General features: G+C 44.3%; 27 protein-coding genes. All 27 read right to left on the reverse strand.

The window, feature by feature from the left end:
• Positions 1-3 precede the first annotated feature (3 nt).
• A complete protein-coding gene (gene fliH / locus MHB63_20600; GenBank protein MEK3808935.1) occupies positions 4-735 on the reverse strand; it encodes a flagellar assembly protein FliH in 732 nt (243 codons plus the stop codon).
• Positions 728-1,741 carry a flagellar motor switch protein FliG gene (gene fliG / locus MHB63_20605; protein MEK3808936.1) on the reverse strand — a complete coding sequence of 338 codons (1,014 nt, stop codon included), beginning with the start codon at positions 1,739-1,741 and terminating at the stop codon, positions 728-730. Before fliG ends, fliH begins: the two co-directional genes overlap by 8 nt.
• Positions 1,742-1,755: 14 nt before the next feature.
• Positions 1,756-3,348, reverse strand: a complete 1,593-nt coding sequence (gene fliF, locus MHB63_20610; GenBank protein ID MEK3808937.1) for a flagellar basal-body MS-ring/collar protein FliF — start codon at positions 3,346-3,348, stop codon at positions 1,756-1,758.
• A gap of 67 nt (positions 3,349-3,415) precedes the next feature.
• Positions 3,416-3,709 carry a flagellar hook-basal body complex protein FliE gene (gene fliE / locus MHB63_20615; GenBank protein ID MEK3808938.1) on the reverse strand — a complete coding sequence of 98 codons (294 nt, stop codon included), beginning with the start codon at positions 3,707-3,709 and terminating at the stop codon, positions 3,416-3,418.
• A gap of 8 nt (positions 3,710-3,717) precedes the next feature.
• Positions 3,718-4,167, reverse strand: a complete 450-nt coding sequence (gene flgC / locus MHB63_20620; protein ID MEK3808939.1) for a flagellar basal body rod protein FlgC — start codon at positions 4,165-4,167, stop codon at positions 3,718-3,720.
• Complete coding sequence (flgB, locus tag MHB63_20625; GenBank protein MEK3808940.1) at positions 4,167-4,559, reverse strand: flagellar basal body rod protein FlgB; 393 nt, start codon at positions 4,557-4,559, stop codon at positions 4,167-4,169. The genes flgC and flgB overlap by 1 nt, the downstream gene beginning before the upstream one ends.
• Before the next feature lie 284 nt (positions 4,560-4,843).
• Positions 4,844-5,623, reverse strand: a complete 780-nt coding sequence (gene codY, locus MHB63_20630) for a GTP-sensing pleiotropic transcriptional regulator CodY (GenBank protein ID MEK3808941.1) — start codon at positions 5,621-5,623, stop codon at positions 4,844-4,846.
• Positions 5,624-5,650: 27 nt separating this feature from the next.
• On the reverse strand, positions 5,651-7,051 hold the full coding sequence (gene hslU, locus MHB63_20635; GenBank protein ID MEK3808942.1) for an HslU--HslV peptidase ATPase subunit: 1,401 nt from the start codon (positions 7,049-7,051) through the stop codon (positions 5,651-5,653).
• An 18-nt stretch (positions 7,052-7,069) separates the two neighbouring features.
• The gene (gene hslV, locus MHB63_20640) at positions 7,070-7,612 is read right to left on the reverse strand and encodes an ATP-dependent protease subunit HslV (protein MEK3808943.1); all 543 of its coding nucleotides are present in this window, start codon (positions 7,610-7,612) and stop codon (positions 7,070-7,072) included.
• Between the two features lie 51 nt (positions 7,613-7,663).
• Positions 7,664-8,572: a tyrosine recombinase XerC gene (gene xerC, locus MHB63_20645; protein ID MEK3808944.1), complete on the reverse strand. Its 909-nt coding sequence runs from the start codon at positions 8,570-8,572 to the stop codon at positions 7,664-7,666.
• Positions 8,573-8,638: 66 nt separating this feature from the next.
• The gene (gene trmFO, locus MHB63_20650; GenBank protein ID MEK3808945.1) at positions 8,639-9,943 is read right to left on the reverse strand and encodes an FADH(2)-oxidizing methylenetetrahydrofolate--tRNA-(uracil(54)-C(5))-methyltransferase TrmFO; all 1,305 of its coding nucleotides are present in this window, start codon (positions 9,941-9,943) and stop codon (positions 8,639-8,641) included.
• A gap of 53 nt (positions 9,944-9,996) precedes the next feature.
• On the reverse strand, positions 9,997-12,072 hold the full coding sequence (gene topA, locus MHB63_20655) for a type I DNA topoisomerase (protein MEK3808946.1): 2,076 nt from the start codon (positions 12,070-12,072) through the stop codon (positions 9,997-9,999).
• A 218-nt stretch (positions 12,073-12,290) separates the two neighbouring features.
• Positions 12,291-13,184 carry a DNA-processing protein DprA gene (gene dprA / locus MHB63_20660; protein MEK3808947.1) on the reverse strand — a complete coding sequence of 298 codons (894 nt, stop codon included), beginning with the start codon at positions 13,182-13,184 and terminating at the stop codon, positions 12,291-12,293.
• Positions 13,185-13,323: 139 nt separating this feature from the next.
• On the reverse strand, positions 13,324-14,226 hold the full coding sequence (gene sucD, locus MHB63_20665; GenBank protein MEK3808948.1) for a succinate--CoA ligase subunit alpha: 903 nt from the start codon (positions 14,224-14,226) through the stop codon (positions 13,324-13,326).
• An 18-nt stretch (positions 14,227-14,244) separates the two neighbouring features.
• The gene (gene sucC, locus MHB63_20670) at positions 14,245-15,405 is read right to left on the reverse strand and encodes an ADP-forming succinate--CoA ligase subunit beta (GenBank protein MEK3808949.1); all 1,161 of its coding nucleotides are present in this window, start codon (positions 15,403-15,405) and stop codon (positions 14,245-14,247) included.
• A 215-nt stretch (positions 15,406-15,620) separates the two neighbouring features.
• On the reverse strand, positions 15,621-16,406 hold the full coding sequence (locus MHB63_20675) for a ribonuclease HII (GenBank protein ID MEK3808950.1): 786 nt from the start codon (positions 16,404-16,406) through the stop codon (positions 15,621-15,623).
• Between the two features lie 256 nt (positions 16,407-16,662).
• Positions 16,663-17,535, reverse strand: a complete 873-nt coding sequence (gene ylqF, locus MHB63_20680) for a ribosome biogenesis GTPase YlqF (protein ID MEK3808951.1) — start codon at positions 17,533-17,535, stop codon at positions 16,663-16,665.
• A 22-nt stretch (positions 17,536-17,557) separates the two neighbouring features.
• A complete protein-coding gene (lepB, locus tag MHB63_20685) occupies positions 17,558-18,091 on the reverse strand; it encodes a signal peptidase I (GenBank protein MEK3808952.1) in 534 nt (177 codons plus the stop codon).
• A 144-nt stretch (positions 18,092-18,235) separates the two neighbouring features.
• On the reverse strand, positions 18,236-18,580 hold the full coding sequence (rplS, locus tag MHB63_20690) for a 50S ribosomal protein L19 (GenBank protein ID MEK3808953.1): 345 nt from the start codon (positions 18,578-18,580) through the stop codon (positions 18,236-18,238).
• 156 nt (positions 18,581-18,736) lie between these two features.
• The gene (trmD, locus tag MHB63_20695; protein ID MEK3808954.1) at positions 18,737-19,465 is read right to left on the reverse strand and encodes a tRNA (guanosine(37)-N1)-methyltransferase TrmD; all 729 of its coding nucleotides are present in this window, start codon (positions 19,463-19,465) and stop codon (positions 18,737-18,739) included.
• Positions 19,462-19,986 (reverse strand): ribosome maturation factor RimM, encoded by a 525-nt coding sequence (gene rimM, locus MHB63_20700; protein ID MEK3808955.1) that lies wholly within the window; start codon positions 19,984-19,986, stop codon positions 19,462-19,464. Before rimM ends, trmD begins: the two co-directional genes overlap by 4 nt.
• 10 nt (positions 19,987-19,996) lie before the next feature.
• A complete protein-coding gene (locus MHB63_20705) occupies positions 19,997-20,377 on the reverse strand; it encodes a YlqD family protein (protein ID MEK3808956.1) in 381 nt (126 codons plus the stop codon).
• 83 nt (positions 20,378-20,460) lie between these two features.
• Positions 20,461-20,691, reverse strand: a complete 231-nt coding sequence (locus MHB63_20710; protein MEK3808957.1) for a KH domain-containing protein — start codon at positions 20,689-20,691, stop codon at positions 20,461-20,463.
• A gap of 11 nt (positions 20,692-20,702) precedes the next feature.
• Positions 20,703-20,975: a 30S ribosomal protein S16 gene (gene rpsP / locus MHB63_20715; GenBank protein MEK3808958.1), complete on the reverse strand. Its 273-nt coding sequence runs from the start codon at positions 20,973-20,975 to the stop codon at positions 20,703-20,705.
• A 94-nt stretch (positions 20,976-21,069) separates the two neighbouring features.
• On the reverse strand, positions 21,070-22,413 hold the full coding sequence (ffh, locus tag MHB63_20720) for a signal recognition particle protein (protein MEK3808959.1): 1,344 nt from the start codon (positions 22,411-22,413) through the stop codon (positions 21,070-21,072).
• 12 nt (positions 22,414-22,425) lie between these two features.
• On the reverse strand, positions 22,426-22,758 hold the full coding sequence (locus tag MHB63_20725; GenBank protein ID MEK3808960.1) for a putative DNA-binding protein: 333 nt from the start codon (positions 22,756-22,758) through the stop codon (positions 22,426-22,428).
• Positions 22,759-22,861: 103 nt separating this feature from the next.
• Positions 22,862-23,080, reverse strand: a 219-nt coding sequence (locus MHB63_20730) for a hypothetical protein (protein MEK3808961.1), incomplete at its 5' end; no start/stop codon positions are given.

Here is a 23,080-nt window from a genome sequence, read left to right on the forward strand (position 1 = left end):
CCGTCAATCCTCCCCAATCAGCTGAAGCATGCTTTTTTTCAGCTGATTCAGCTGGGCATCAACGCCGGCATCCATTGTGCCGGCAGGAGATTCAATCACGCAGCTTCCTTCCTGAAGACTTTCGTCAGGATAAATGAACAGATCGGCCCTGGAAAGCAACACATCTTCCAGCTCGCTTTTTTGCTTGAGAAGCCTGCTGTAATAAAGCGGGTTAACGAACACTTTTATTTCCGGATGTTCTCTGACTTCATGCAAAGCTTTTTTAACTAGTTCGGCAAAGCAGGCAGGATGCTCTTCAAGCTTGATGAACATGATTTTTTCAGAAAGCTTCACAGCCAGATTAATAATGGTATCTTCTGATTGGGACACTTTTTCTATGTAATCCTCTTTTGCCTGATCCACAATGGTTTTTGCCTCTGAGAGAAAGGAGCTGTATTGCTGCAGGGATTCCTGTCTGCCCGCCTCAAAACCGGCTTGAAACCCTTCCTCTCTTGCCTCTAGTTCTTGCTGTTTTTTTTCACTGATCCATTTTTCCTGCTCGTCTTGTGCCTGCTTTAGAATTCTGTCTGCCTGAACTCTGGCATGTTCCAGCAGCTGATCAGCGTCTGCTTTTGCCTGATGCATGACCATCTCGGGATTTATTTTCTCAGCTGGTGCGGACAAGACCGTTCTTAGAATTATGGCTTTTTTGCCCTGTTCTGCTGCGGCTCGGTCTGATTTAATTAAATTAGACAATGACATCATCCCCCCCGCCGCGGGCAATGACGATTTCTCCTGCATCCTCAAGTCTGCGGATAACAGAGACAATGCGTGATTGTGCTTCTTCTACATCCCGAAGTCTGACTGGACCCATAAACTCCATTTCTTCTTTAAACGTGTCTGCCATTCTCTTGGACATGTTCTTGAACACAATTTCCTTCACTTCTTCGCTTGCGACTTTAAGCGACAGCATCAGATCTTCGTTTTCTACATCCCTGATGACGCGCTGAATGGCCCTGCTGTCGAGTGTGACAATATCCTCAAAAACAAACATCCGTTTTTTGATTTCTTCTGCAAGCTCAGGATCCTGAATTTCAAGAGAATCAAGGATGGTCTTTTCTGTACTGCGGTCAACACCGTTCAGCACCTCAACAACCGCTTCCACTCCGCCTGTCTGCGTATAATCCTGTGTGACAGCAGAAGAGAGCTTTCTCTCAAGGACCTGTTCCACTTCATTGATAATTTCCGGTGAGGTCCTGTCCATTTTAGCAATCCTTATTGCAATATCCGCCTGCTGCTGATGCGGCAGACCGGACAGGATCTGTCCTGACTGTACCGGATCAAGGTAGGAGAGAATGAGCGCAATCGTTTGCGGGTGCTCTCCCTGAATAAAATTAAAGATTTGGGCCGGGTCAGCTTTTCTCGCAAAATCAAACGGCTTTACCTGCAAGGAAGATGTAAGCCGGTGGATAATGCTTGAAGCCCGCTCTTCTCCAAGCGCTTTTTCAAGAATTTGTTTCGCATATGAAATGCCGCCCTGGGAAATGAATTCCTGAGCCATCGCGATTTGATGAAACTCTTCAATAATTCCTTCTTTATTCTGAGAATCTACATTTCTTACACTTGAGATCTCTAATGTAAGCTTTTCAATTTCTTCTTCAGAAAGATGCTTGTAAACCGATGCGGCTGCGTCAGGACCTAGAGAAATCAGAAGGAGGGCGGCTTTTTGCTTGCCTGTCAATTTGCTTGCTCGTTTAACCATTTATGAGTAACCTCCTATTCTTCCGTCAGCCATGATCTGAGCAGTTTGGCAAAGTCCTCCGGTTTATCCCGCGCCATTTTTTCAAGCTGCTTTCTCCTGACATCCCCTTCGCTTTCAGGTGCATCATTTACATCAGGAAGAATCATTTTCTCCTGATAAAATATTTCCTCTTCTTCCGGTTCAGCTGGTTCTTTTCTATTTCTTTTAAACAGTAAAACCAGAAGAATCGCAATGACAAGGAGCATTACGCCTCCTGCGATATATAGCCATAACGGGATTGAACGGGCCGTTTCAGGATCCATTGTCTGTTTTCCGGCAAACGGCTGAACAGATACAGAAATCTTTTCCTCTATTTGTTCAGCAGTTAATGGCTCAGTCTGAGGATCTTTGTCGATGGAAGTCCGGACAATTGATCCAAGAAGCTGCTGGATGTCTGCGACGCTTTGTGCAGGCAGAGAGGCTGGGTCATCTGCAGTAGGCGGTTCAACCATGACCTGTATGCCCAGATCCCTGATTCTGTATGGACTTTCTGTAATTTCTTTTTTCACACGATTGACTTCATTATTGATTCGTTCTTCTACTTTTTCATAATCTCCTGAACCTTCGCCCTGAACGGCTTCATATCCGGGAACATCATCTTCTCCCGTCCCGGTTACTCCGCCTGCACCGGCACCCTCTCCGCTGTAGGTTTCTGTAATCCGTTCAACGCTCACGGCCAAACCTTCATTGTTTTCTTCATCAGCTGCTTCGACAAGATTTTCTTCCCGCTTTTCCTGAGTGAAATCAAGATCTGCAGTGACCGAAACCACAACTTTATCCTGGCCCATCATCGTTCCGAGCATTTTCTGAACTTGCCGCTGTATGTCTTTTTCAATCTTCGACTTCAAATCGTGCTGGGAACTGATGTTTTCGGCAAGCGGCATATTTTCATCACTTTTCAAATCAAAATACTCAAAATTCTGATCCATGATGACGATATTATCAGTGGATAATCCCGGAACACTCTTTGATACTAAATGGTACAAAGCATTCACGTTGGCCTGATCGAGCTGAACTCCAGGTTTTGTGTTGAGCACAATAGATGCAGTGGCTGTACCGTTGTCCTCACTGACAAAAACTGATTCTTTCGGTAGATTGATCATGACCTTTGCATCATCAACCCCCTCGATCCCCTTCATCAGGTTCGAAAGCTCTGTCTGAGTCGCCTTCAGTTTTAAAACATCAAATTCATTATCGGTCATCCCAAATCCAATGTTCTGTCCGAAAAAGGAATAATCAATGACCCCGCTGTTTGGTATGCCCTCTGCTGCAAGCTCCACTTTCAGCGTGTCGGTCATTTCGGCAGGCACCATGATGGTCGAGCCATTGTCCGTAATTTTTGATTGTATACCCTGCGAGTCAAGCGTTTCTTTGATCTGGCCTGTCTCATTGGGTGATAAGTCCCTGTACAGCGGCACCAGCTTCGGATTTGCTGCCATATAGCCTGCAATCACAGCAAAAAGCAGCAAAGCTGCCGCACCGCCAATCATAAAACCTTTTTGCGCTTTTGACCTTTCATTCCAAAATTGTCTGGTTTTCATTCTGAATTCTGTTACTTTTTGATTCATTCGTTGAAATCCCCCGATAAAGACAGCTTGCGTGCAGCAGACCGGCTACATTGCTGGTTATGTATGATTAGATTTGCATTCTCATTGCTTCCTGATAGGCTTCAACAGCTTTATTTCTGATTTCAATGGCTGTCAGCATGGCCACGCTTGCTTTTTCGGCTGTTATCATGACATCCTGCAGCTGCACATTTTTACCCTCTGCAAGCGCTGCTGTCATTCCGTCTGATTTAACCTGCATCGCATTCACCTGATTGATTGACTGCTTAAGCATTTCAGAAAAGCCGGTTTCCTGAGACTGCTGCAGCTGAGCTGCAGGTGAAGCTGTTTGAAGCGGCTGAAGTGACGTAATTGCCTGTATCATTTGTTATCCTACTTTCCTAGCTGGAGTGTTTTCATCAGCATCTCTTTGGATGCATTAAAGACTGTGACGTTTGCTTCATATGACCGGGTGCTGCTGATCAGATCAACCATTTCCTTCAGCGGGTCCACATTTGGCATCTGTACATAGCCCTGATCGTTTGCATCTGGATGTTCCGGATCAAAAACCAGTTTAAACGGGCTTTGATCTTCTCTGATTCCGGAAACTTTAACTCCGTTCAATGAATCAGGTTTCCCTTGCGCCTGATTAAGGTGAGCGAGAAAAGAACTTCCATCCTGCTGCAAAGCAACGGTTTTTCTGCGGTACGGCTGCCATTTTCCGTCGACCAGTTCTGCCCTGGCTGTGTCTATATTAGCCATATTGGATGAAATCACATCCATTCTGAGTCTCTGCGCCGTCAAGGCAGATGCTGTTGTATTGAGCTGACTGAATATACTCATTATCCGTTGCCTCCTTTAATGACGGTTTTAAGAGAATTGAACTTGCTTCCAAGACGTTCAATAACCGCATTATAGTAGATTTGATTTTCAGCAAGTTCTGACATTTCTCTATCTATGTCGACATTGTTTCCGTTTGCCTGATAGGCAGATCCGGTTTTTTGTATCACATTATAGGCTTCATGACCCCTGCCAAAAGAAAGATGGCGTGCATCTGTTCTTATTGCCTCAAACTTTGTCCGTTCTGAATCAAGTGACTCCTTAAAGCTGATTCCCTTCGCTTTATAACCGGGAGTATCGGTATTGGCTATATTGTGACTGATCATTTTTTGCTGGAGAGCTGTCCGATTGACTGCCTGTTCCAGAGAATGAATCGTTCCAGAAAAAAAATTCATTTTGTCCCCTCACAAAAGACTCATACCTTTCGAATGGTATATTGTCGAATTCTGTTAAATGCATACTGCAATTGTAAGAAATAATAGGCTTAAAGTCTATGAAGGTTATGTAAAAAAAGGTCGGATTTTGTATCTATTTTAAAATAGGTTAATTATACCTAGTTAATTAACACTATTTAACAGCAGAGGTTCTTCGTAATAGGATTTTGTTCACATGCAAGATCATAAATTTTTCCAAAACAAAAAAGCACTTCGCTGAGAAGTGCTTTTTTGTAAAGAATTTATTAATTCGTTTTTAATTTTTCAAGTTCTAAGAGGAACTTGTCATTAAGAACTTTAATGTATGTTCCTTTCATTCCGAGGGAACGGGATTCAATAACACCTGCACTTTCAAGTTTGCGCAGTGCATTTACGATAACTGATCTGGTGATGCCGACTCTGTCAGCAATTTTACTTGCAACAAGCAGCCCTTCGTTTCCGTTAAGTTCTTCAAAAATATGTTCGATTGCTTCAAGCTCACTGTATGACAACGAGCTGATTGCCATTTGTACAACTGCTTTGCTTCTTGCTTCATCCTCAATTTCCTCCGCTTTCTCGCGAAGAATTTCCATACCGACAACAGTTGCGCCGTACTCGGCAAGAATCAGGTCATCATCTTCAAACTGTTCCTGAAGTCTCGCAAGAATAAGCGTGCCAAGACGCTCTCCTCCGCCAATAATCGGAACAATAGTAGTTAAGCCATTCTTGAATAATTCACGGTTTTCAACAGGGAAAGCTGTGTATTCACTGAAAACATCAAGGTTTGATGATGTTTCGCTGATGTTGAAGAGATTTTTAGTGTATTCTTCAGGGAACTGACGGTCCTCAAGCATTTGGATCATCCGCTCATTTTCAATCTGCTGATTAATGGCAAATCCTAAAAGTTTTCCGCGGCGGCTGACGACGAAAATATTCGCTTCAATCACATCGCTGAGTGTTTCCGACATTTCTTTAAAGTTAACCGGTTTACCGGCTGCCTTTTGAAGCATCGCGTTAATTTTTCTTGTTTTTTGCAATAAAGCCATTAGTTTGTTCCTCCTGGAAATATGTAATTATAAGATGAATTGACTTAAATCTTTGTTTTTAGCAATTTTGCTCAGTTTATCCTCAACGTATTGAGGGGTAATTGTTATTTTGTCCATTGTGATATCCGGTGCTTCAAATGAAAGATCTTCAAGCAGTCTCTCAAGAATCGTGTGAAGCCTTCTCGCACCAATGTTGTCTGTGTCCTGGTTAACCTGAAATGCCACTTCTGCAATCTTACGAATAGCATCGTCAGAAAATTCAAGTTGTATACCTTCCGTTTCCAATAATGCTGTGTATTGTTTAAGAAGCGCATTATCCGGTTCTGTCAGAATACGGACGAAATCTTCAACGGTCAGCTTTGTCAGCTCGACGCGGATCGGAAATCTGCCCTGAAGCTCAGGTATAAGGTCAGACGGTTTTGCTATATGAAATGCACCTGCTGCAATGAATAGGACATGATCTGTTTTCACAGAGCCGTACTTCGTCACAACAGTAGAGCCCTCAACGATCGGAAGGATGTCCCGCTGTACACCTTCACGTGATACATCTGCCGATCCTCCGCCCTGATTCTTTTTAGCAATTTTGTCGATTTCATCAATGAAAATAATGCCCATCTGCTCGGCACGCATCACAGCTTCCTGCGTAACGTCATCCATGTCAATCAGTTTCTGTGCTTCTTCGCCCGTCAGCACTTTTCTTGCTTCCCGGACAGTCAGCCTGCGTTTTTTCTTCTTTTTAGGCATAAAGCTGCTTAATGCATCCTGCATGTTCATACCCATTTGTTCCATACCCGAACCCTGAAGCATATCAAACATGGACGCATTCTGCTCTTCAACTTCAACCGTCACGTGATGATCTTCAAGCTCTCCAAGTGCAAGCTGGTGAGCCATTTTACGTCTTTTCTCTTCTGTTGACTGCTCTTCAGAAGAATAGTCATCCTGCTCCTGAGTCTGTCCCTGAGCGCCGCCGAAAAGCATTTCAAGAGGGTTCTTATACGAAGTCTGCTTCTTTTTTCCCGGAACAAGAAGCTCGACAAGCCGTTTGTTGGCATTTTCTTCTGCAAGTGCTTTTACTTCATTCATTTTCTCTTCTTTTACGAGTCTCACAGATGTTTCAGCGAGGTCACGGACCATCGATTCGACATCACGCCCTACATATCCGACTTCTGTGAATTTCGTCGCTTCCACTTTAATGAACGGAGCACCTGTAAGTTTGGCAATTCTTCTTGCGATCTCGGTTTTTCCGACACCCGTCGGCCCAATCATCAGAATATTTTTCGGAACAACTTCATCGCGGAGATTTTCAGACAGTCTGCTTCTGCGGTAGCGGTTTCTCAATGCGACTGCTACAGCTTTCTTAGCGTCCTTTTGTCCAACGATATACTGATCCAGTTTTTCAACCGTTTGTCTTGGCGTTAATTCTTTCATTGATCAGGACTCCCCTCTTTATAGTTCTTCGACTATGATATTCAGGTTTGTATAAACACAGATTTCGCCTGCCATTTGAAGGGCAGCCTGGGCGATTTCTTTTGCTGAAAGTGTTTCCCCGGAGTAGCGTTTGAGCGCTCTTCCTGCTGAGAGGGCATAATTCCCTCCGGAACCGATGGCAAGAATGCCGTCATCAGGCTCAATAACCTCACCTGTACCGGAAATGAGAAGCAGATCTTCCTCATTCATGACAATCAGCATAGCTTCAAGCTTTCTGAGGACTTTATCGCTTCTCCATTCTTTTGCAAGCTCAACAGCTGCACGCTGAAGATTTCCATTGTATTCCTCAAGCTTTCCCTCAAACATTTCAAACAAGGTAAAAGCATCTGCTACAGATCCCGCAAAGCCGGCAATTACCTTGCCGTTAAAAAGCTTTCTTACTTTTTTGGCTGTATGCTTCATAACGACCGCATTTCCAAACGTCACCTGGCCGTCGCCTGCCATTGCACACTTGCCGTTATGCTGAACAGCAAAGATCGTTGTTGCGTGAAATTGAGACATCCTGCCACCTCCAACATCATTTTTATGTACTGCACTTTCCGGCATCAAGCTTTAAGCGCGCGGATGATGATTCATGTAGATCTTGCGCAGATGATCTTTCGACACATGCGTATAAACCTGTGTTGAGGACAGATGCGCATGACCCAAAAGCTCCTGGACACTCCGCATATCGGCTCCCTGATTTAACAGATGAGTGGCAAACGTATGCCTGAACATATGAGGAGTGATCTTCATCGTCAGAGAGGTTTTATGAATCAGCTCGTTCAAAATATGCCTCACGCCAGTGGCCGTAAGCGGCCCGCCCCGCTGGTTGACAAACAGAAGCTCATGGTGCTCTGACTGTTTTCTTTTTTCCATCAGTGTTTTCCTGCCTGAACCTATGTACAATTCTACGGCATCCTGTGCAAAGCTTCCGAATGGAACATACCTCTGCTTCCCGCCTTTTCCATTTACGAGCACGGTGCCGATATGGAGATCAAGGTCAGACAATTTTATCATGCAGAGCTCGCTTACCCGTATGCCCGTTCCGTAGAGCATTTCGAGAAGCGCCTGATTTCTTTGGCCTGCAGGAGCTGAAAGATCTGAATGTTCAAAGAGAAGCTTAAGCTCTTCTTCAAACAGATATTGCGGCAGCCTGTGCTCTTTTTTAGGCAGAGAAACGCTTGAAAACGGATTTTCATCAGTGAGCTTTTCGCGGTTCAGAAATCTGTAAAAGCTTCTGAGAGAAGAAATCTTCCGTGAAATCGTTTTTCTGGCAAAATTTTTTTGATGAAGCTGAGTTAAGTACAATCGTGTATCGGAATATGTAATGAGACGGAGATCAGTTAGCGACTGCTCCTGCATAAAGACAAAAAAATCTTCTATATCGGAAACATAATTCACAATTGTATATTGTGAATAGTTTTTCTCAATCTGTAAATATTCTACGAACAACTTTAAAGAATTCTTAACATTTTCCATCCATAACACCTCACAAGGGCTACTAAATGGTATCACACATTCAGCAGCCCTTGCAAATTATTTCTCTTATTTTTTCGAAATTTTTTGAATTGTTTCTAGCGCTCTGTTTGCATACTTTTCATAGCGCTCTTTCTTGTTGCGCATGCGTTCCGGAAGCTCTGCAAAAATGCCGAAGTTTGCATTCATAGGCTGGAAATTATCCGGATTTGCTGTTGTAATATAGCGCGCCATGCTACCCATTGCTGTTTCATGAGGAAGCACGAGGAGTTCTTCTCCAAGTACGTATTTAGCAGCGTTGATGCCTGCTAAAAGTCCTGATGCGGCGGATTCTACATATCCTTCTACACCTGTCATCTGCCCTGCAAAAAACAGATCCTCCCGCTCTTTATACTGATACGTCGGTTTCAGCATTTTTGGGGAGTTGATGAATGTGTTGCGGTGCATAACACCGTATCTGACAATCTCTGCATTTTCAAGTCCAGGGATCAACTTAAGCACTTCTTTTTGAGGGCCCCATTTTAAATGTGTCTGAAAACCAACAATATTGTAAAGTGTCCCTGCAGCATCATCCTGTCTCAGCTGAACTACAGCATATGGACGCTTGCCTGTTTTCGGATCTTCAAGGCCGACCGGCTTCATTGGTCCAAAAAGCATCGTTTTTTTGCCGCGCTTTGCCATGACCTCAATCGGCATGCAGCCTTCAAAGAAAATTTCTTTCTCAAATTCTTTCAGCGGAACTGTTTCCGCTTCAATCAATGCATCATAAAAACGGTCAAACTCTTCCTCTGTCATCGGACAGTTAAGGTAGGCTGCCTCTCCTTTGTCATATCGTGATTTCAGGTAGACTTTGTCCATATCGATGCTGTCTTTTTCAAGAATTGGAGCTGCTGCATCGTAGAAATAAAGGTATTCTTCTCCTGTCAGCTGCTTCAGCTGCTCAGAAAGTGCTTTTGATGTCAGCGGCCCTGTTGCAATGATTGTAGGACCTTCAGGGATTTCCGTTACTTCATCCGTAATGACTGTAACGTTCGGGTGTCCTTTAACCCTCTCTGTCACAAGACCGGCAAATTCATGTCTGTCTACAGCAAGAGCGCCCCCTGCCGGCACTGCGCAGTCGTCCGCAGATTTAATAATCACAGAATCAAACATTCTCATTTCTTCTTTCAGTACACCGACTGCATTTGTCAATCCGTTTGCCCGCAGTGAGTTGCTGCAGACAAGCTCGGCGAATTTATCTGTATGATGGGCAGGCGTCTGCTTCACAGGTCTCATTTCGTAAAGATTGACGGAAATTCCGCGGCTCGCAAGCTGCCAGGCCGCTTCACTTCCGGCAAGGCCTGCTCCAATGACATTTACTGTTTTTTCATTCATTTTCAACCCTCCAGCTTTAAGCAAATAAAGAAGGTGAGCAGGATCACTCACCTTTACTTTTGCTGCTCTTCTTTATAATCACAATGCACACATTGTACCTGTATGCCTTTTTTGAGTTTTTTCTCAACTAGCATATTATCACACTTTGGACACGATCTTGCAATCGGTTTATCCCATGAAAGGAAATCACATTCAGGAAACTGGTCGCAGCCGTAGAAAATGCGGCGTTTCTTCGACTTTCTTTCCACAATGTTTCCTTTGTCGCATTTCGGACACGGGACACCAATCTCTTTAACAATCGGCTTTGTGTTCCGGCAATCCGGGAAATTTGAACACGCCATGAACTTTCCATACCGGCCCATTTTGAAGACCATTGGACTGCCGCATTCCTCACAGTCAATTCCTGCAGGCTCATCCTTAATTTCAATTTCTTCCATTTCATTTTCTGCCACTTCAATCCGTTTGGCAAAGTCTTTATAAAAATCGTCGATAATGTTGACCCATTGCACCTGGCCGTCTTCTATTTCATCCAAGCTGTTTTCCATCTTGGCGGTAAACTCGACATTAATGATTTCAGGGAAGAACTCCATAATCAGTTCAAGCACAATTTCACCGAGCTCTGTCGGTATAAACCGTTTGTTATCCAGCGCTACATATCCGCGCTTTTGAATGGTATCAAGTGTCGGCGCATAGGTTGACGGGCGTCCGATTCCCAGTTCTTCAAGCGTTTTAACCAGCCGTGCTTCTGTGTACCTTGGAGGCGGCTGAGTGTAATGCTGAGCCGGTTCGATATCTTTTGAATAAACCGTATCTCCTGTCTGAAGATCAGGAAGCATGCGGTCTTTCTCCTCGACTCCGTCATCATTTCCTTCAACATACACCTTCATGAATCCGGGAAACTTCACTTTGCTTCCGTTTGCTCTGAACGTGACGTCATTATTTGTAAGGTCCACGCTCATCGTATCAAGAACAGCCGGTGCCATCTGGCTTGAAACAAAGCGCTCCCAAATGAGTTTGTATAACCGGAGCTGATCGCGGCTTAAATATTCTTTAAGTGAAGCAGGATCTTTAAGCGTTGAAGTCGGACGAATCGCTTCATGTGCATCCTGTGTGTTTGCCTTTTTCTTAGCGGCTTTTTTGGCAGGATTGTTGTACTCAGGACCGTACTTCTGCTCAATATACGACATGGCTTCCTGCTGGGCTGTTTCAGATATGCGGGCTGAATCTGTACGCATATATGTAATCAGACCGACTGTCCCTTCTTTTCCAAGGTCCATTCCTTCATAAAGCTGCTGGGCGATCATCATCGTCTTCTTTGCTCTGAAATTCAGTTTGCGGGCTGCTTCCTGCTGAAGAGTGGAAGTTGTGAATGGTACCGCAGGATTGCGCTTTCTTTCCTTCTTGGTCACATTTGTGACGGAGAATTCGTTGCCGTTTAATTTTTTCTGAATTTCTTTCACATCATCTTCTGTATTCAGCTCTGTCTTTTTGCCGTTAATTCCATAAAAAGCTCCCTCGAACTCGTCTTTCCCTTTGAGGAAATGGCTGCCGATTGTCCAGTACTCTTCCGGAATAAATGCTTTGATTTCTTTTTCGCGGTCTATGATCAGGCGGACTGCAACAGATTGAACTCTTCCTGCGCTCAGTCCTTTTTTCACTTTCTTCCAAAGAATAGGGCTGATTTTATAGCCGACAAGGCGGTCAAGTATCCTTCTTGCCTGCTGTGCATCCACGAGATCCATGTTAATTGGACGGGGATGCTTAAAAGATTCCTTGATGGCATCTTTTGTAATTTCATTAAAGACAACCCTGCAGTCTGAAAGAACATCTACATCCAGACTGTGTGCGAGGTGCCATGCAATGGCTTCCCCTTCACGGTCGGGGTCAGCTGCGAGATAGACTTTTTTTGCTTTTTTCGCTGCGGTTTTAAGTTCTTTTAAAACCGGGCCTTTACCCCTTATCGTAATGTACTTCGGTTCGAAATTCCCTTCAGTGTCAACGCCAATCTGACTTCTCGGCAGATCGCGGACATGCCCCATTGAAGCCTTCACCTTATATTTTTTCCCTAGATATCGTTCGATTGTCTTCGCTTTTGCAGGCGATTCAACAATCACTAAAAAATCCGACATACATCATCCTCCTAAAAGAGGTATTCTCTCTCTTTATTTTCATGTTTCATCATCAAGTTCTTTTCCACTAGTGTCATTTTATATGTTCAAGGGACGATTCTGCCCAAAAGAGCCTGCGCTTATACCGGCAATAATCAAAATCTTGCTTAAACAGGTTAAATCTCCACTATTATTAAATATAGTGATGCGGTTTGTCAAACAGTATTTGGATTGCCGGCTTAATTTTCAGCGCATGCAACCTGATCGGAGAGGTCATTCAGGACATCCAGTCCGTCTTCTGCCAGGTACGCTCCCTGCTTAATCAGCTGATTGGCGCCTGCAGATGCTGCATCAAAAATGGATCCCGGCACAGCAAACACCTGCCTGCCCTGGTCGAGTGCGGTGCTTGCTGTAATGAGTGATCCGCTTTTTGATTTCGCCTGAATCACAACGGTTCCAAGACTCAGCCCGCTGATAATGCGGTTGCGCATCGGAAAGTGCCATTTTTGCGGTCTGGTGTCCGGAGGATGTTCTGAGAGAACTAATTGATGTTCAGTCATCTCGTTGAAAAGAGGCAGATTTTCTTTCGGATAAAAATGATGAAGTCCCCCTCCGATTACACCTATCGTTGGAGCCTGTCTTTCGATTGCTCTCTGGTGGGCCAGAGCATCTATCCCTTTTGCCAGGCCGCTAACAACAGTCCAGCCTGCAGATATAAGGGGATCTGTCACTCGATTTAAAGAATGGGTGCCGTAATTTGTGGGGTTTCTTGTTCCGACAATGCTGATCATTTTTCCGGAAGAAAGCAGGGCTGTGTTGCCTTTGCAGAAGAGAACGGGAGGGGGATCGTGGATTTCCTTCAGAAGGTGCGGGTAGTTTTCATGGCAAAGTGATATGACTTTAATATCACTCGCTTTTAAGCGTGAGATGGCCGCATCCCCATCAAAAGAATAGAAGTCAGTGAGAAAGTGGGGCATAAGGGCATCTGACAGCCTGAAAGCCCGCTGCAGCTCGCTGCTGTTTAGAGAGTAGACGGATATAGGAGGGTCAAGTTTCAGCCACTTCAGCAGCGCCATATGGGTGATGCCTCTGCAATGGGATAAATGGAGAAGTTCTTTCTCTTTTATGTGCATTTTAGTTCCCTTTCTACTATTATATATAGTTTTAATTATGAGTGTTTTTGTCATGATTTGACGAATGGAGGAATGGGAGGAGCAACGGGGGTACATGGTAAAGAAGGGAACAGCGTGAACGCCGTTCCCGATAGATTTATTAATGTGTTTTGCACTTTTCAAGCAGGTTGTTTTCTTTAAGTGCTTCAATAAGTGTTTCACCCATAACGGATGGAGTATCAGCAACTTTGATGCCGCACTCATTCATCGTTTTGATTTTCTCAGCGGCTGTACCTTTTCCGCCTGAAATGATTGCTCCGGCATGTCCCATGCGTTTGCCGGGAGGTGCAGTTTGTCCGCCGATAAAGCCCACTACAGGCTTTGTCATGTTTTCTTTGATCCAGAGGGCAGCTTCTTCTTCTGCTGTTCCGCCGATTTCTCCGATCATAATCACAGCATATGTGTCTTCATCTTCATTGAATGCCTTTAAAACATCGATGAAGTTTGTGCCATTTACCGGGTCTCCGCCGATGCCTACTGCTGTAGACTGGCCGATTCCTGCCTGTGTAAGCTGATGTACTGCTTCATACGTTAATGTACCTGAACGGGATACAACACCAACGTGGCCTTTCGTATGAATGTAGCCTGGCATAATACCGATTTTACACTCATCAGGCGTAATAACGCCAGGGCAGTTCGGGCCGACAAGACGGGTTTTCTTTCCTTCCATGTAACGTTTTACTTTTACCATGTCAAGAACCGGAATATGCTCAGTGATGCAGATAGCAAGATCAAGTTCAGCATCAACCGCCTCCATGATGGCATCTGCAGCAAACGGTGCCGGCACGTAGATAACAGAAGCTGTTGCACCTGTTGCTTTTACAGCATCTTCCACTGTGTTAAAAACAGGAACTCCTTCAGCTTCCGTATTGCCTTTTCCAGGTGTAACCCCGCCTACAATATTCGTGCCGTATTCAAGCATTTGCTTTGTATGAAATAATGCCGTAGATCCTGTAATCCCCTGTACAATTACCTTAGTATCTTTGTTAATAAATACGCTCATTTCAGTCCCCCGCCTTTCTTACCCTACTAAAGATACGATTTTTTGTGCGCCGTCTGCCATAGATTCAGCAGAAGTGATATTCAAACCGGATTCGTTCAAGATTTGCTTGCCGATCTCTACATTTGTTCCTTCCAAACGGACAACTAGTGGAATTTGCAGGCCGACCTGTTTCGTCGCTTCAACTACACCCTGTGCAATAATGTCGCATTTCATAATTCCGCCGAAAATGTTGACGAAAATTCCTTTTACATTTTGATCAGAAAGGATGATTTTAAATGCTTCCGTTACTTTTTCAGCTGTCGCGCCGCCCCCAACATCCAGGAAGTTCGCCGGTTCGCCGCCGTAATATTTAATAATATCCATTGTTGCCATAGCAAGGCCGGCGCCGTTTACCATACAGCCGATATTCCCATCAAGGGAAATATAGCTCAGGTCATATTTGGATGCTTCGATTTCTTTTGCATCTTCTTCGTCAAGATCGCGGTATTCAAGGATATCTTTTCTGCGGTAAAGAGCATTTGAGTCAAAGTTCAATTTTGCATCAAGCGCCATTACTTTGCCGTCCCCTGTTACAACAAGCGGATTGATTTCAGCAATAGAGCAGTCTTTTTCGACAAATGCGTTGTAAAGGCTCATCATAAATTTAACAGCCTGTCCGACTAATTCTTTTTGAATATTAATATTAAAAGCGATTCTGCGGGCCTGGTATGCCTGCAGTCCTACAGCAGGATCAATCACTTCTTTGAAAATTTTCTCAGGAGTTGCTTCTGCCACTTCCTCGATTTCTGTGCCGCCTTCTTCAGATGCCATCAGGACAACGCGAGATGTAGCGCGGTCAAGAACAAGGCCGATATAATATTCTTTCTTAATATCGCAGCCCTCTTCGATAAGTAAGCGTTTTACTTCTTTGCCCTCAGGACCTGTCTGGTGTGTCACCAGTGTTTTACCGAGAATTTCTTTCGCATAAGTTTCTACTTCGCCAATATTCTTTGCAACTTTTACCCCGCCTGCTTTTCCGCGGCCGCCTGCATGAATCTGTGCTTTAACTACTGTTACGTCTGTACCCAGTTCTTTTGCTGCTTCCACAGCTTCTTCAACTGTAAAGGCCACTTTGCCGTTTGGTACTGCTACTCCATATTTTCTAAGGATTTCTTTTCCTTGATACTCATGGATATTCATTTCCCATCCTCCTAACTTATGTACGAAAAAAATAGACTGCGCTTTCATTTTATAAAATAGTTGATTCCTTGTCTACTATTCTGCAGAAATTCGTCGAATCCTTCATTTTTTTCTGATTTTTTCTCTAAAATTATTTTTCTAGTAATATAAAATTTTGTGATCAATCGACAAAGTCCGTCCCCTCATTCCCTGCGGGCAGGCCGGACTTTGTCCTTTCAGCTGACCGTTTCTTCTGCAGCCATCTCTTTCACAGGAGAAAAACTTCTTCTGTGGCATTCTGTCACGCCGAACAAATTCAGAGCTTCAAGGTGCTGCTTTGTTCCATACCCCATATTCTGCTCAAATCCGTATTGCGGATACTCGGCAGCAAGCTGCATCATCATTCTGTCCCTGGTTACTTTCGCAAGGACAGATGCCGCTGCAATGCTCACACTGCGTGCGTCTCCCTTTATAAGAGATTCCTGGGGAATGGGAAGGGAAAGCTCCATCGCATCAATGAGAAGGTACTCAGGGGACACTGAGAGCTCTTTCACGGCCTGCACCATTGCCGCCTTTGTTGCCTGATAGATATTCAGCCTGTCGATTTCAGCCGGTGATACAATTCCGACTCCGAAAGCAATCGCTTCCTTCACGATGAATTCGTAAAAGGATTCTCTTTTGGCAGCCGTCAGTTTTTTTGAATCTGTCAGGCCGGGAAGGTAAAAGGATTCCGGGAGGATCACGGCAGCTGCGACAACCGGGCCTGCCAGAGGTCCTCTGCCTACTTCATCGATTCCGCAAAGAAGGTGATAGCCCTCTCCCCTTGCTTTCTTCTCAAAAATCATCATATCTTCAAACTGCTGCTTTTTTTCAAGCTGCTGTTCATAGTCTCTCGTCCACTTGTCAGCAAGCTTTATCACGCTTTTCCGCTCATCGTTTTTGCATTGAAGCAAAAACGGATCATCAGGGCTGCTGATTGTTTCAAGCTTTAAACGGATTTCTTCAGTCGTCAGCTTTTTCATATTTTCACTGCCATTTCTCTATGTAATCTTAATTTGAATGATTGTTATTGCATAGTTTTGGACTCGTACCCGTTCCCTTGCGCTCCAGTCACTTGCTTTCCGCGGGGATCCCCGGGAGCCTCCTCGCTTCGCTTGCGGGGTCTCCCGTGCTCTCTTCATCCCGCAGGAGTCAAGTGCCTTCCGCTTCAGTCCACTGGTGTCTTATCATCATGTATTCTGAAGCAGTATTAAACAGACAAACAAAAATAAAGACGCGCTATTGCAGCGTGTCTTCCTGGTGCATGTCTTCAGTTGTTTCAAAGCTCAGCCTGCCAAGCTTTTCATGACGTATTTCTCTGACGATGAGTTCTGCAGCTTTATCGTAATCCACAAAGCCCCCGGCCATCATGCAGCCGCGTTTCTTTGCAACGGCATCAAACAGCTCGATCCGGTCTTCGGGTACCTCGTCAAGGGAGAATCTTTCCTTCAGGCGGTTTGGATAATGCTTGCTTAAAAACTCGAGGGCAAACAAAGCTACTTCCTGCAAGTTTAGAATGGCATCTTTAATCGCACCTGTAGTTGCAAGCTTTAAACCCACCAGCTGATCTTCAAACTTTGGCCAGAGAATTCCCGGAGTATCAAGAAGTTCCAGTTCTTTTCCGACTTTCACCCATTGCTGTGCAGTTGTAACACCGGGTCTGTCTCCGGTTTTCGCCATATTCTTTTTTGCCAGACGGTTGATCAGGGTCGATTTTCCGACATTCGGAATGCCGATGATCAGTGCTCTTATGGCTCTTGGTCTGACGCCTTTTGCCGCGAGTTTATCAAACTTCTCTTTCAGCACTTCTTTTGACATCGTGACAATCTGCTTGATGCCTGTCCCTGTTTTGGCGTCAATCGGGAGGGCGTGAATGCCCTGCTCTTTAAAATAGGCAAGCCATTCCTGTGTTGCTTTCGGATCTGCCATATCTGCTTTATTCAACAGAACGATCCGCGGTTTGGCCGAGATGATTTCATCAATCATCGGATTTCTTGATGAAACCGGAATTCTAGCATCGACAAGTTCAAACACAATATCGATTAATTTTAATTTTTCGGTAACCTGTCTTCTTGCTTTGGCCATATGGCCGGGAAACCATTGTATGGTCATTCTTACCACCTGCTCTTATTCCTTACTTGACAAAACGGATATCGTTCAGAGGCCAGTAAATCAGGCTTGTCTGACCCATTACCTCGTCTTTTGAAACCGGTCCGATATGGCGGCTGTCTTTGCTGTAGCGGCGGTTATCGCCCATAACAAATAGCTGTCCTTCAGGGACCTTTTCCACTGTAAATGGCTCTGTAAGCGGTCCGTCTATCAGTGTGTTCTTGTATTCTTCAAGGTAAGGCTCCGCGTAGGCCTTTCCATTAATATAAAGTGTATCATCTTTGTATTCAATCCGGTCACCGGGAAGTCCTATGACTCTCTTGATATAATCCTTCTCTTCCGTTGCGTGAAAGACAACGATGTCAAACCGCTCTGGATCACCAATTTTGTAGCCGATTTTGTTGACAATCATCCGGTCCTGATCATGCAGGGTCGGCATCATTGAAAGTCCGTCAACGACAATCGGGGCAAAAAGGAAATAACGGATAACGGCTGCGAGTATTACGGCGACAGCAAGTGCTTTAATCCATTCAAACAACTCGCTCTTTTTTCGAGTCATGCTTTGAATTCACCTTCTCATACACTTTATTGTAGGCTGCTTGTTTGTTTATAGTATAGGATGACAGCTATATTTGCAGTCATGTTATTTTTTAAATGATGAAAAAAGGGCTTGTTCATAGTAAACAAGCCCTTTCTGGTGCAATTATCGAATTTCTTTAATACGAGCCGCTTTACCGCGTAGTTCGCGCAAGTAGTAAAGTTTCGCACGGCGTACTTTACCGCGACGGATTACTTCTAACTGTGCGATTTTCGGTGTGTGAACAGGGAATGTACGCTCAACGCCTACTCCGTAAGAAATCTTGCGAACCGTGAACGTTTCGCTGATTCCGCCACCACGACGCTTAATGACAACACCTTCAAAAATCTGAATACGCTCGCGAGTTCCCTCAACAACTTTCACGTGTACACGGACAGTGTCTCCAGGACGGAACGCAGGAAGATCAGATCTTAATTGTTCTTTAGTGATATCTTCAATTAGTTTTTGCATCGTTTTCAACTCCTTCCAACAGATGTTCATTACAAAACATTTCATGCAGCGGAACACCGTTTTAGTGCGCGGCACCTATCAAGGAAAAAACCTTTATAGGCAACCAAATCACAAGAAACATCATATCATATTGCCCGCACGCATGCAATACTTCAATTATTGTTTTTTAAATTCATCAATCCACTTTTTCTGCTTATCTGACAAAGTGTATGATTCAAGAAGATCCGGTCTTCTCTCAAACGTTCTTCGGAGGGATTCTTTTTCCCGCCATTCTTCAATTTTTGCATGATTGCCAGATATCAGTACATCAGGCACCTTCAATCCCCTGAAGTCAGAAGGCCTCGTGTAGTGAGGATGCTCAAGCAGGCCTGTGCTGAACGAATCAAGGACAGGAGAGTCTTCATTCCCAAGCACGTCGGGAAGAAGCCTTACGACACTGTCAGCAATCACCATGGAAGCAAGTTCTCCGCCCGTCAGAATAAAATCTCCAATTGAAATCTCATCTGTCACAAGGTGTTCTCTTATCCGCTCGTCATAGCCTTCATAATGTCCGCAAATGAACACAAGATGATCTTCCTTTGCAAGCTCTTCCGCTTTTTTCTGGGTGTAGGTTTCTCCCTGCGGACACACAAGGATTACTTTAGGAGCAGAGCTTTCCTGTTTAATCGCTTCAACCGCATCAAAAATCGGCTGCGGCTTTAAAACCATGCCCGCACCTCCGCCATACGGATAATCATCAACGGTTGCATGCTTGTGATCTGAAAACTCTCTGAAATTTGTCACATTAAACTGGACGGCGCCTTTTTCTTCCGCTTTTTTTAAAATGGAGTTTCCGATGACTCCGTGGAACATTTCAGGAAAAAGCGTTAAAAAGTCTATTCTCATTCTTCAATAAGTCCTTCCATCAGTGAAATCACAATGCGCTTTTCTTCAGGATCGATTTCTTTTACCACATCATCAATAAAAGGGATCAGCGCATCCTTTTTCCCTTTCCGCTTGATGATCCAGACATCATTTGCACCCGTTTCGAGAATTTCTTTGACGGTGCCGATTTCTGCGCCTTCATCCGTTACAACGGTGCAGCCGATAATCTCGTGGAAATAATATTCGCCTTCTTCAAGATCTGCAAGCTGGCTTTCCGGCACTTTGATCACGGAGTTTTTATATTTCTCGACATCATTAATAGAAGGATGGTCTACAAACGTAAGCAAATTGAACGTTTTATGGAACCGGTGAGATTTGACTGTTACCTCATCAGGTGTTGCTTGTCCCTCTTTAAATAAGTAGAGAACGTTTCCCGCCTTATAGCGTTCTTCCGGGAAATCAGTTGTCGATAGTACTCTGACCTCTCCCTTTACTCCATGAGTATTAACGATTTTTCCTACATTAAACCATTTCTCTGCCATATGTTCACCTCTAGCGTATTTCGACGACGATGCCGTCTTTTATCACGATGGTTCTTTCTTTCACAAGCTCATCCCAGCGGTCGCCGATGTTAATATCGACAAGTGCATTCATTTCTTTTTCTTTCATTTCGCTTCCGAGAGGGAGAGTTTCAAGCTGCTGCAGCTGAAAGTCAGCTATTTTTATTTTGTCCATCCTTCTTGAGATCTCGCGCTGATACTGTTTTCTCATCTCTTCCGTCTGAATGGTTTTTTCTTTTTTCTTCAATTGAAAGGAAAGCTGATCAATTTCCCTTTCAAGCTGCTGTTTCGTTTGTTTAAATGTTTTCATAAGCTGCTCTTTGCTTGCTGCTGTCAGGATCTGTTTGACCGTTACCGTCTGGAAGATCTCCATCTTCATTCCTCCGTCAGCTTTTGTTCAGCCATTCTTCTCTTTTATTGTACAAAAAAAAGGAAGGCTGATCCTCCCTTTTTTTCTTAATCATTAATTTCAAGCTGAACTCTCTTTTTAGAGCTGGATCCTGCTGCATAAACAACAGTCCGAATCGCTTTCGCTATCCGTCCGTGCTTTCCGATTACCTTGCCGATATCATCTTGATGTAAGGTTAATTCGTAGACAATTTGATGTTCACATTCATTTTCTACAACAGACACATCTTCAGGATGGTCAACAAGCGGCTTAACGATCGACTCGATTAACTCTATCATTGAAGCAGCCCTTATTTGCTGTGCTTAGCGTTATGGAATTTTTCCATAATGCCTTGGTTTGAGAACAAGTTGCGGACTGTGTCAGATGGTTTTGCACCATTTTGCATCCACTTAAGAGCAAGCTCTTCATTGATCTCAACGATTGCAGGGTTTGCAACCGGGTTGTACGTTCCAACTGTTTCGATGAAACGTCCGTCACGAGGAGAACGAGAGTCTGCAACTACGATACGATAGAAAGGAGATTTATTAGCTCCCATGCGTTTTAAACGAATTTTTACTGCCATTTTAAATAGCACCTCCGAAAATATTTCAACAAGATAGTATGATATCAGTGAAAAACCACTTTGTAAAGTGTTTTTTCTTAACACCTAAAAATTGTTACATGAACGGAAACTTCATTCCGCCTTTTTTCTTGCCTTTTGACATGGTTGTCATCTGCTTCATCATCTTTTTCATGTCCTCAAACTGCTTAAGCAGGCGGTTCACTTCAGGCACGGTTGTCCCGCTTCCTTTGGCAATACGCTTGCGTCTGCCTGAGTTGATGATTTCAGGATGCTGTTTTTCTTCCTTCGTCATCGAACGGATGATTGCCTCAACAGAGCCGATCTGCTTTTCATCGACTTGGGCATTTTTCAGGCCTTTGATTTTATTTGCTCCCGGAAGCATGCCGAGGAGCTCATCAAGCGGTCCCATGCTGCGGACCTGACCAAGCTGTTCAAGAAAATCGTCAAATGTAAACGAAGCGGTTCTCATTTTCTGCTCGAGTTCTTTCGCTTTCGTTTCATCTACGTTTGCCTGAGCCTTTTCGATAAGAGTCAGCACATCGCCCATTCCGAGAATCCGGGAAGCCATGCGCTCCGGATGAAATGCCTCAATGGCATCGAGCTTCTCTCCAAGACCGACAAACTTGATTGGCGTCTGAGTGACAGAACGGATGGAAAGCGCCGCTCCGCCCCGCGTATCGCCGTCAAGCTTCGTTAGAACAACACCCGTAAGTCCAAGCTGCTCGTTGAAGCTTTGGGCAACATTGACAGCATCCTGACCTGTCATGGCATCTACCACAAGGAAAATCTCATCAGGTTTTGATAATTCTTTTACCTGCTTAAGCTCGTCCATTAAGGTTTCGTCAATGTGCAGGCGTCCCGCCGTATCAATCAGAACATAATCATGATGCTCTTTTTTGGCGTGTTCAATTGCCTGTTTGGCAATCTCAACAGGACTTACCTGATCCCCAAGTGAGAAAACAGGCATATTCAGCTGTTTTCCAAGCGTTTCAAGCTGCTTGATTGCTGCAGGACGGTAAATATCGGCTGCAACAAGCAATGGCTTGCGGTTATGCTTTTTGCGCAGAAGGTTGGCAAGCTTTCCGGTTGTCGTCGTTTTACCTGCCCCCTGCAGACCTACCATCATAATGACAGTCGGCGGCCGGTTGGCAACAGCAATTTTGCTCTGCTCACCGCCCATTAATGCAGTCAGTTCTTCTTTAACAACTTTAATGACCTGCTGGCCGGGCGTAAGGCTTGTCATGACTTCCTGCCCGACAGACCGTTCGCTTACTTTTTTAACAAAATCTTTTACGACTTTGAAGTTAACGTCCGCTTCAAGCAATGCAAGACGCACTTCGCGCATCATTTCTTTAACATCAGACTCCGACACTTTGCCTTTGCCGCGGATTTTTGCGATTGTATTCTGCAGTCGGTCGGCTAATCCTTCAAATGCCATACATGCCGCCTCCTAATCTAATTTCTCAAGCGATTCAACAAGCGATAAAACGTGTTCGTTTCCGTCCATGTTCACCACTGCTGTTTTCAGCTGTTCAATCAGCTGCTGCCGCTTTTGAAATTTTTCAAAAAGCAATAATTTTTCTTCATATTGTTCGAGCATCGCCTCAGTCCGTTTAATGTTATCATAGACGGCCTGGCGGCTGATGTCATACTCTTCAGCAATTTCACCCAAGGAGTAATCATCCAGATAATAAAGCGACATATAGCTCTTTTGCTTTGGTGTTAACAACGATTGATAAAAATCAAACAAGTAATTCACTCTCGTTGTCTTTTCAAGCATCACTAAGCTTCTCTCCTTTGTTAAGGGAATTGCCTTTACAAGTCATTAGTTTACATTTTCAAAAGGGGGATGTCAAGTTTTTTTCTTGACTGCCAGAAAAGCGGAATCAGCCGTTTAGCTCCGATAGACAGATAAGAAATCGACCACAAAGGCCGGGCTTGCCTTTTTGGGCGATTTTGTTCTGGCAGAGGAGTTGGCTGATGGAGCTGGACACCACGAAAAGCGGAGCCGACTGTTCAGGCCTGGCAGTCAGATAAGAAATCACCGGAAAAGTCCGGGTTTGACTTTTTCGGTGATTTTGTTCTGACAGAAGGACTAGGAGGCG

Origin of the sequence: Bacillus sp. FSL H8-0547 (assembly GCA_038002745.1) — a bacterium.
Lineage (GTDB): Bacteria > Bacillota > Bacilli > Bacillales > Bacillaceae > Bacillus_P.

What these genes read in the sequence shown, in the direction of transcription:
- fliG (MEK3808936.1), bottom strand. Translation starts at nt 1,741, where the DNA reads ATGGTTAAACGAGCAAGCAAATTGACAGGCAAGCAAAAAGCCGCCCTC.
- fliF (MEK3808937.1), bottom strand. Translation starts at nt 3,348, where the DNA reads ATGAATCAAAAAGTAACAGAATTCAGAATGAAAACCAGACAATTTTGG.
- fliE (MEK3808938.1), bottom strand. Translation starts at nt 3,709, where the DNA reads ATGATACAGGCAATTACGTCACTTCAGCCGCTTCAAACAGCTTCACCT.
- flgC (MEK3808939.1), bottom strand. Translation starts at nt 4,167, where the DNA reads ATGAGTATATTCAGTCAGCTCAATACAACAGCATCTGCCTTGACGGCG.
- flgB (MEK3808940.1), bottom strand. Translation starts at nt 4,559, where the DNA reads ATGAATTTTTTTTCTGGAACGATTCATTCTCTGGAACAGGCAGTCAAT.
- codY (MEK3808941.1), bottom strand. Translation starts at nt 5,623, where the DNA reads ATGGCTTTATTGCAAAAAACAAGAAAAATTAACGCGATGCTTCAAAAG.
- hslU (MEK3808942.1), bottom strand. Translation starts at nt 7,051, where the DNA reads ATGAAAGAATTAACGCCAAGACAAACGGTTGAAAAACTGGATCAGTAT.
- hslV (MEK3808943.1), bottom strand. Translation starts at nt 7,612, where the DNA reads ATGTCTCAATTTCACGCAACAACGATCTTTGCTGTTCAGCATAACGGC.
- xerC (MEK3808944.1), bottom strand. Translation starts at nt 8,572, where the DNA reads ATGGAAAATGTTAAGAATTCTTTAAAGTTGTTCGTAGAATATTTACAG.
- trmFO (MEK3808945.1), bottom strand. Translation starts at nt 9,943, where the DNA reads ATGAATGAAAAAACAGTAAATGTCATTGGAGCAGGCCTTGCCGGAAGT.
- topA (MEK3808946.1), bottom strand. Translation starts at nt 12,072, where the DNA reads ATGTCGGATTTTTTAGTGATTGTTGAATCGCCTGCAAAAGCGAAGACA.
- dprA (MEK3808947.1), bottom strand. Translation starts at nt 13,184, where the DNA reads ATGCACATAAAAGAGAAAGAACTTCTCCATTTATCCCATTGCAGAGGC.
- sucD (MEK3808948.1), bottom strand. Translation starts at nt 14,226, where the DNA reads ATGAGCGTATTTATTAACAAAGATACTAAGGTAATTGTACAGGGGATT.
- sucC (MEK3808949.1), bottom strand. Translation starts at nt 15,405, where the DNA reads ATGAATATCCATGAGTATCAAGGAAAAGAAATCCTTAGAAAATATGGA.
- MHB63_20675 (MEK3808950.1), bottom strand. Translation starts at nt 16,406, where the DNA reads ATGAAAAAGCTGACGACTGAAGAAATCCGTTTAAAGCTTGAAACAATC.
- ylqF (MEK3808951.1), bottom strand. Translation starts at nt 17,535, where the DNA reads ATGACCATACAATGGTTTCCCGGCCATATGGCCAAAGCAAGAAGACAG.
- lepB (MEK3808952.1), bottom strand. Translation starts at nt 18,091, where the DNA reads ATGACTCGAAAAAAGAGCGAGTTGTTTGAATGGATTAAAGCACTTGCT.
- rplS (MEK3808953.1), bottom strand. Translation starts at nt 18,580, where the DNA reads ATGCAAAAACTAATTGAAGATATCACTAAAGAACAATTAAGATCTGAT.
- trmD (MEK3808954.1), bottom strand. Translation starts at nt 19,465, where the DNA reads ATGAGAATAGACTTTTTAACGCTTTTTCCTGAAATGTTCCACGGAGTC.
- rimM (MEK3808955.1), bottom strand. Translation starts at nt 19,986, where the DNA reads ATGGCAGAGAAATGGTTTAATGTAGGAAAAATCGTTAATACTCATGGA.
- MHB63_20705 (MEK3808956.1), bottom strand. Translation starts at nt 20,377, where the DNA reads ATGGAGATCTTCCAGACGGTAACGGTCAAACAGATCCTGACAGCAGCA.
- MHB63_20710 (MEK3808957.1), bottom strand. Translation starts at nt 20,691, where the DNA reads ATGATAGAGTTAATCGAGTCGATCGTTAAGCCGCTTGTTGACCATCCT.
- rpsP (MEK3808958.1), bottom strand. Translation starts at nt 20,975, where the DNA reads ATGGCAGTAAAAATTCGTTTAAAACGCATGGGAGCTAATAAATCTCCT.
- ffh (MEK3808959.1), bottom strand. Translation starts at nt 22,413, where the DNA reads ATGGCATTTGAAGGATTAGCCGACCGACTGCAGAATACAATCGCAAAA.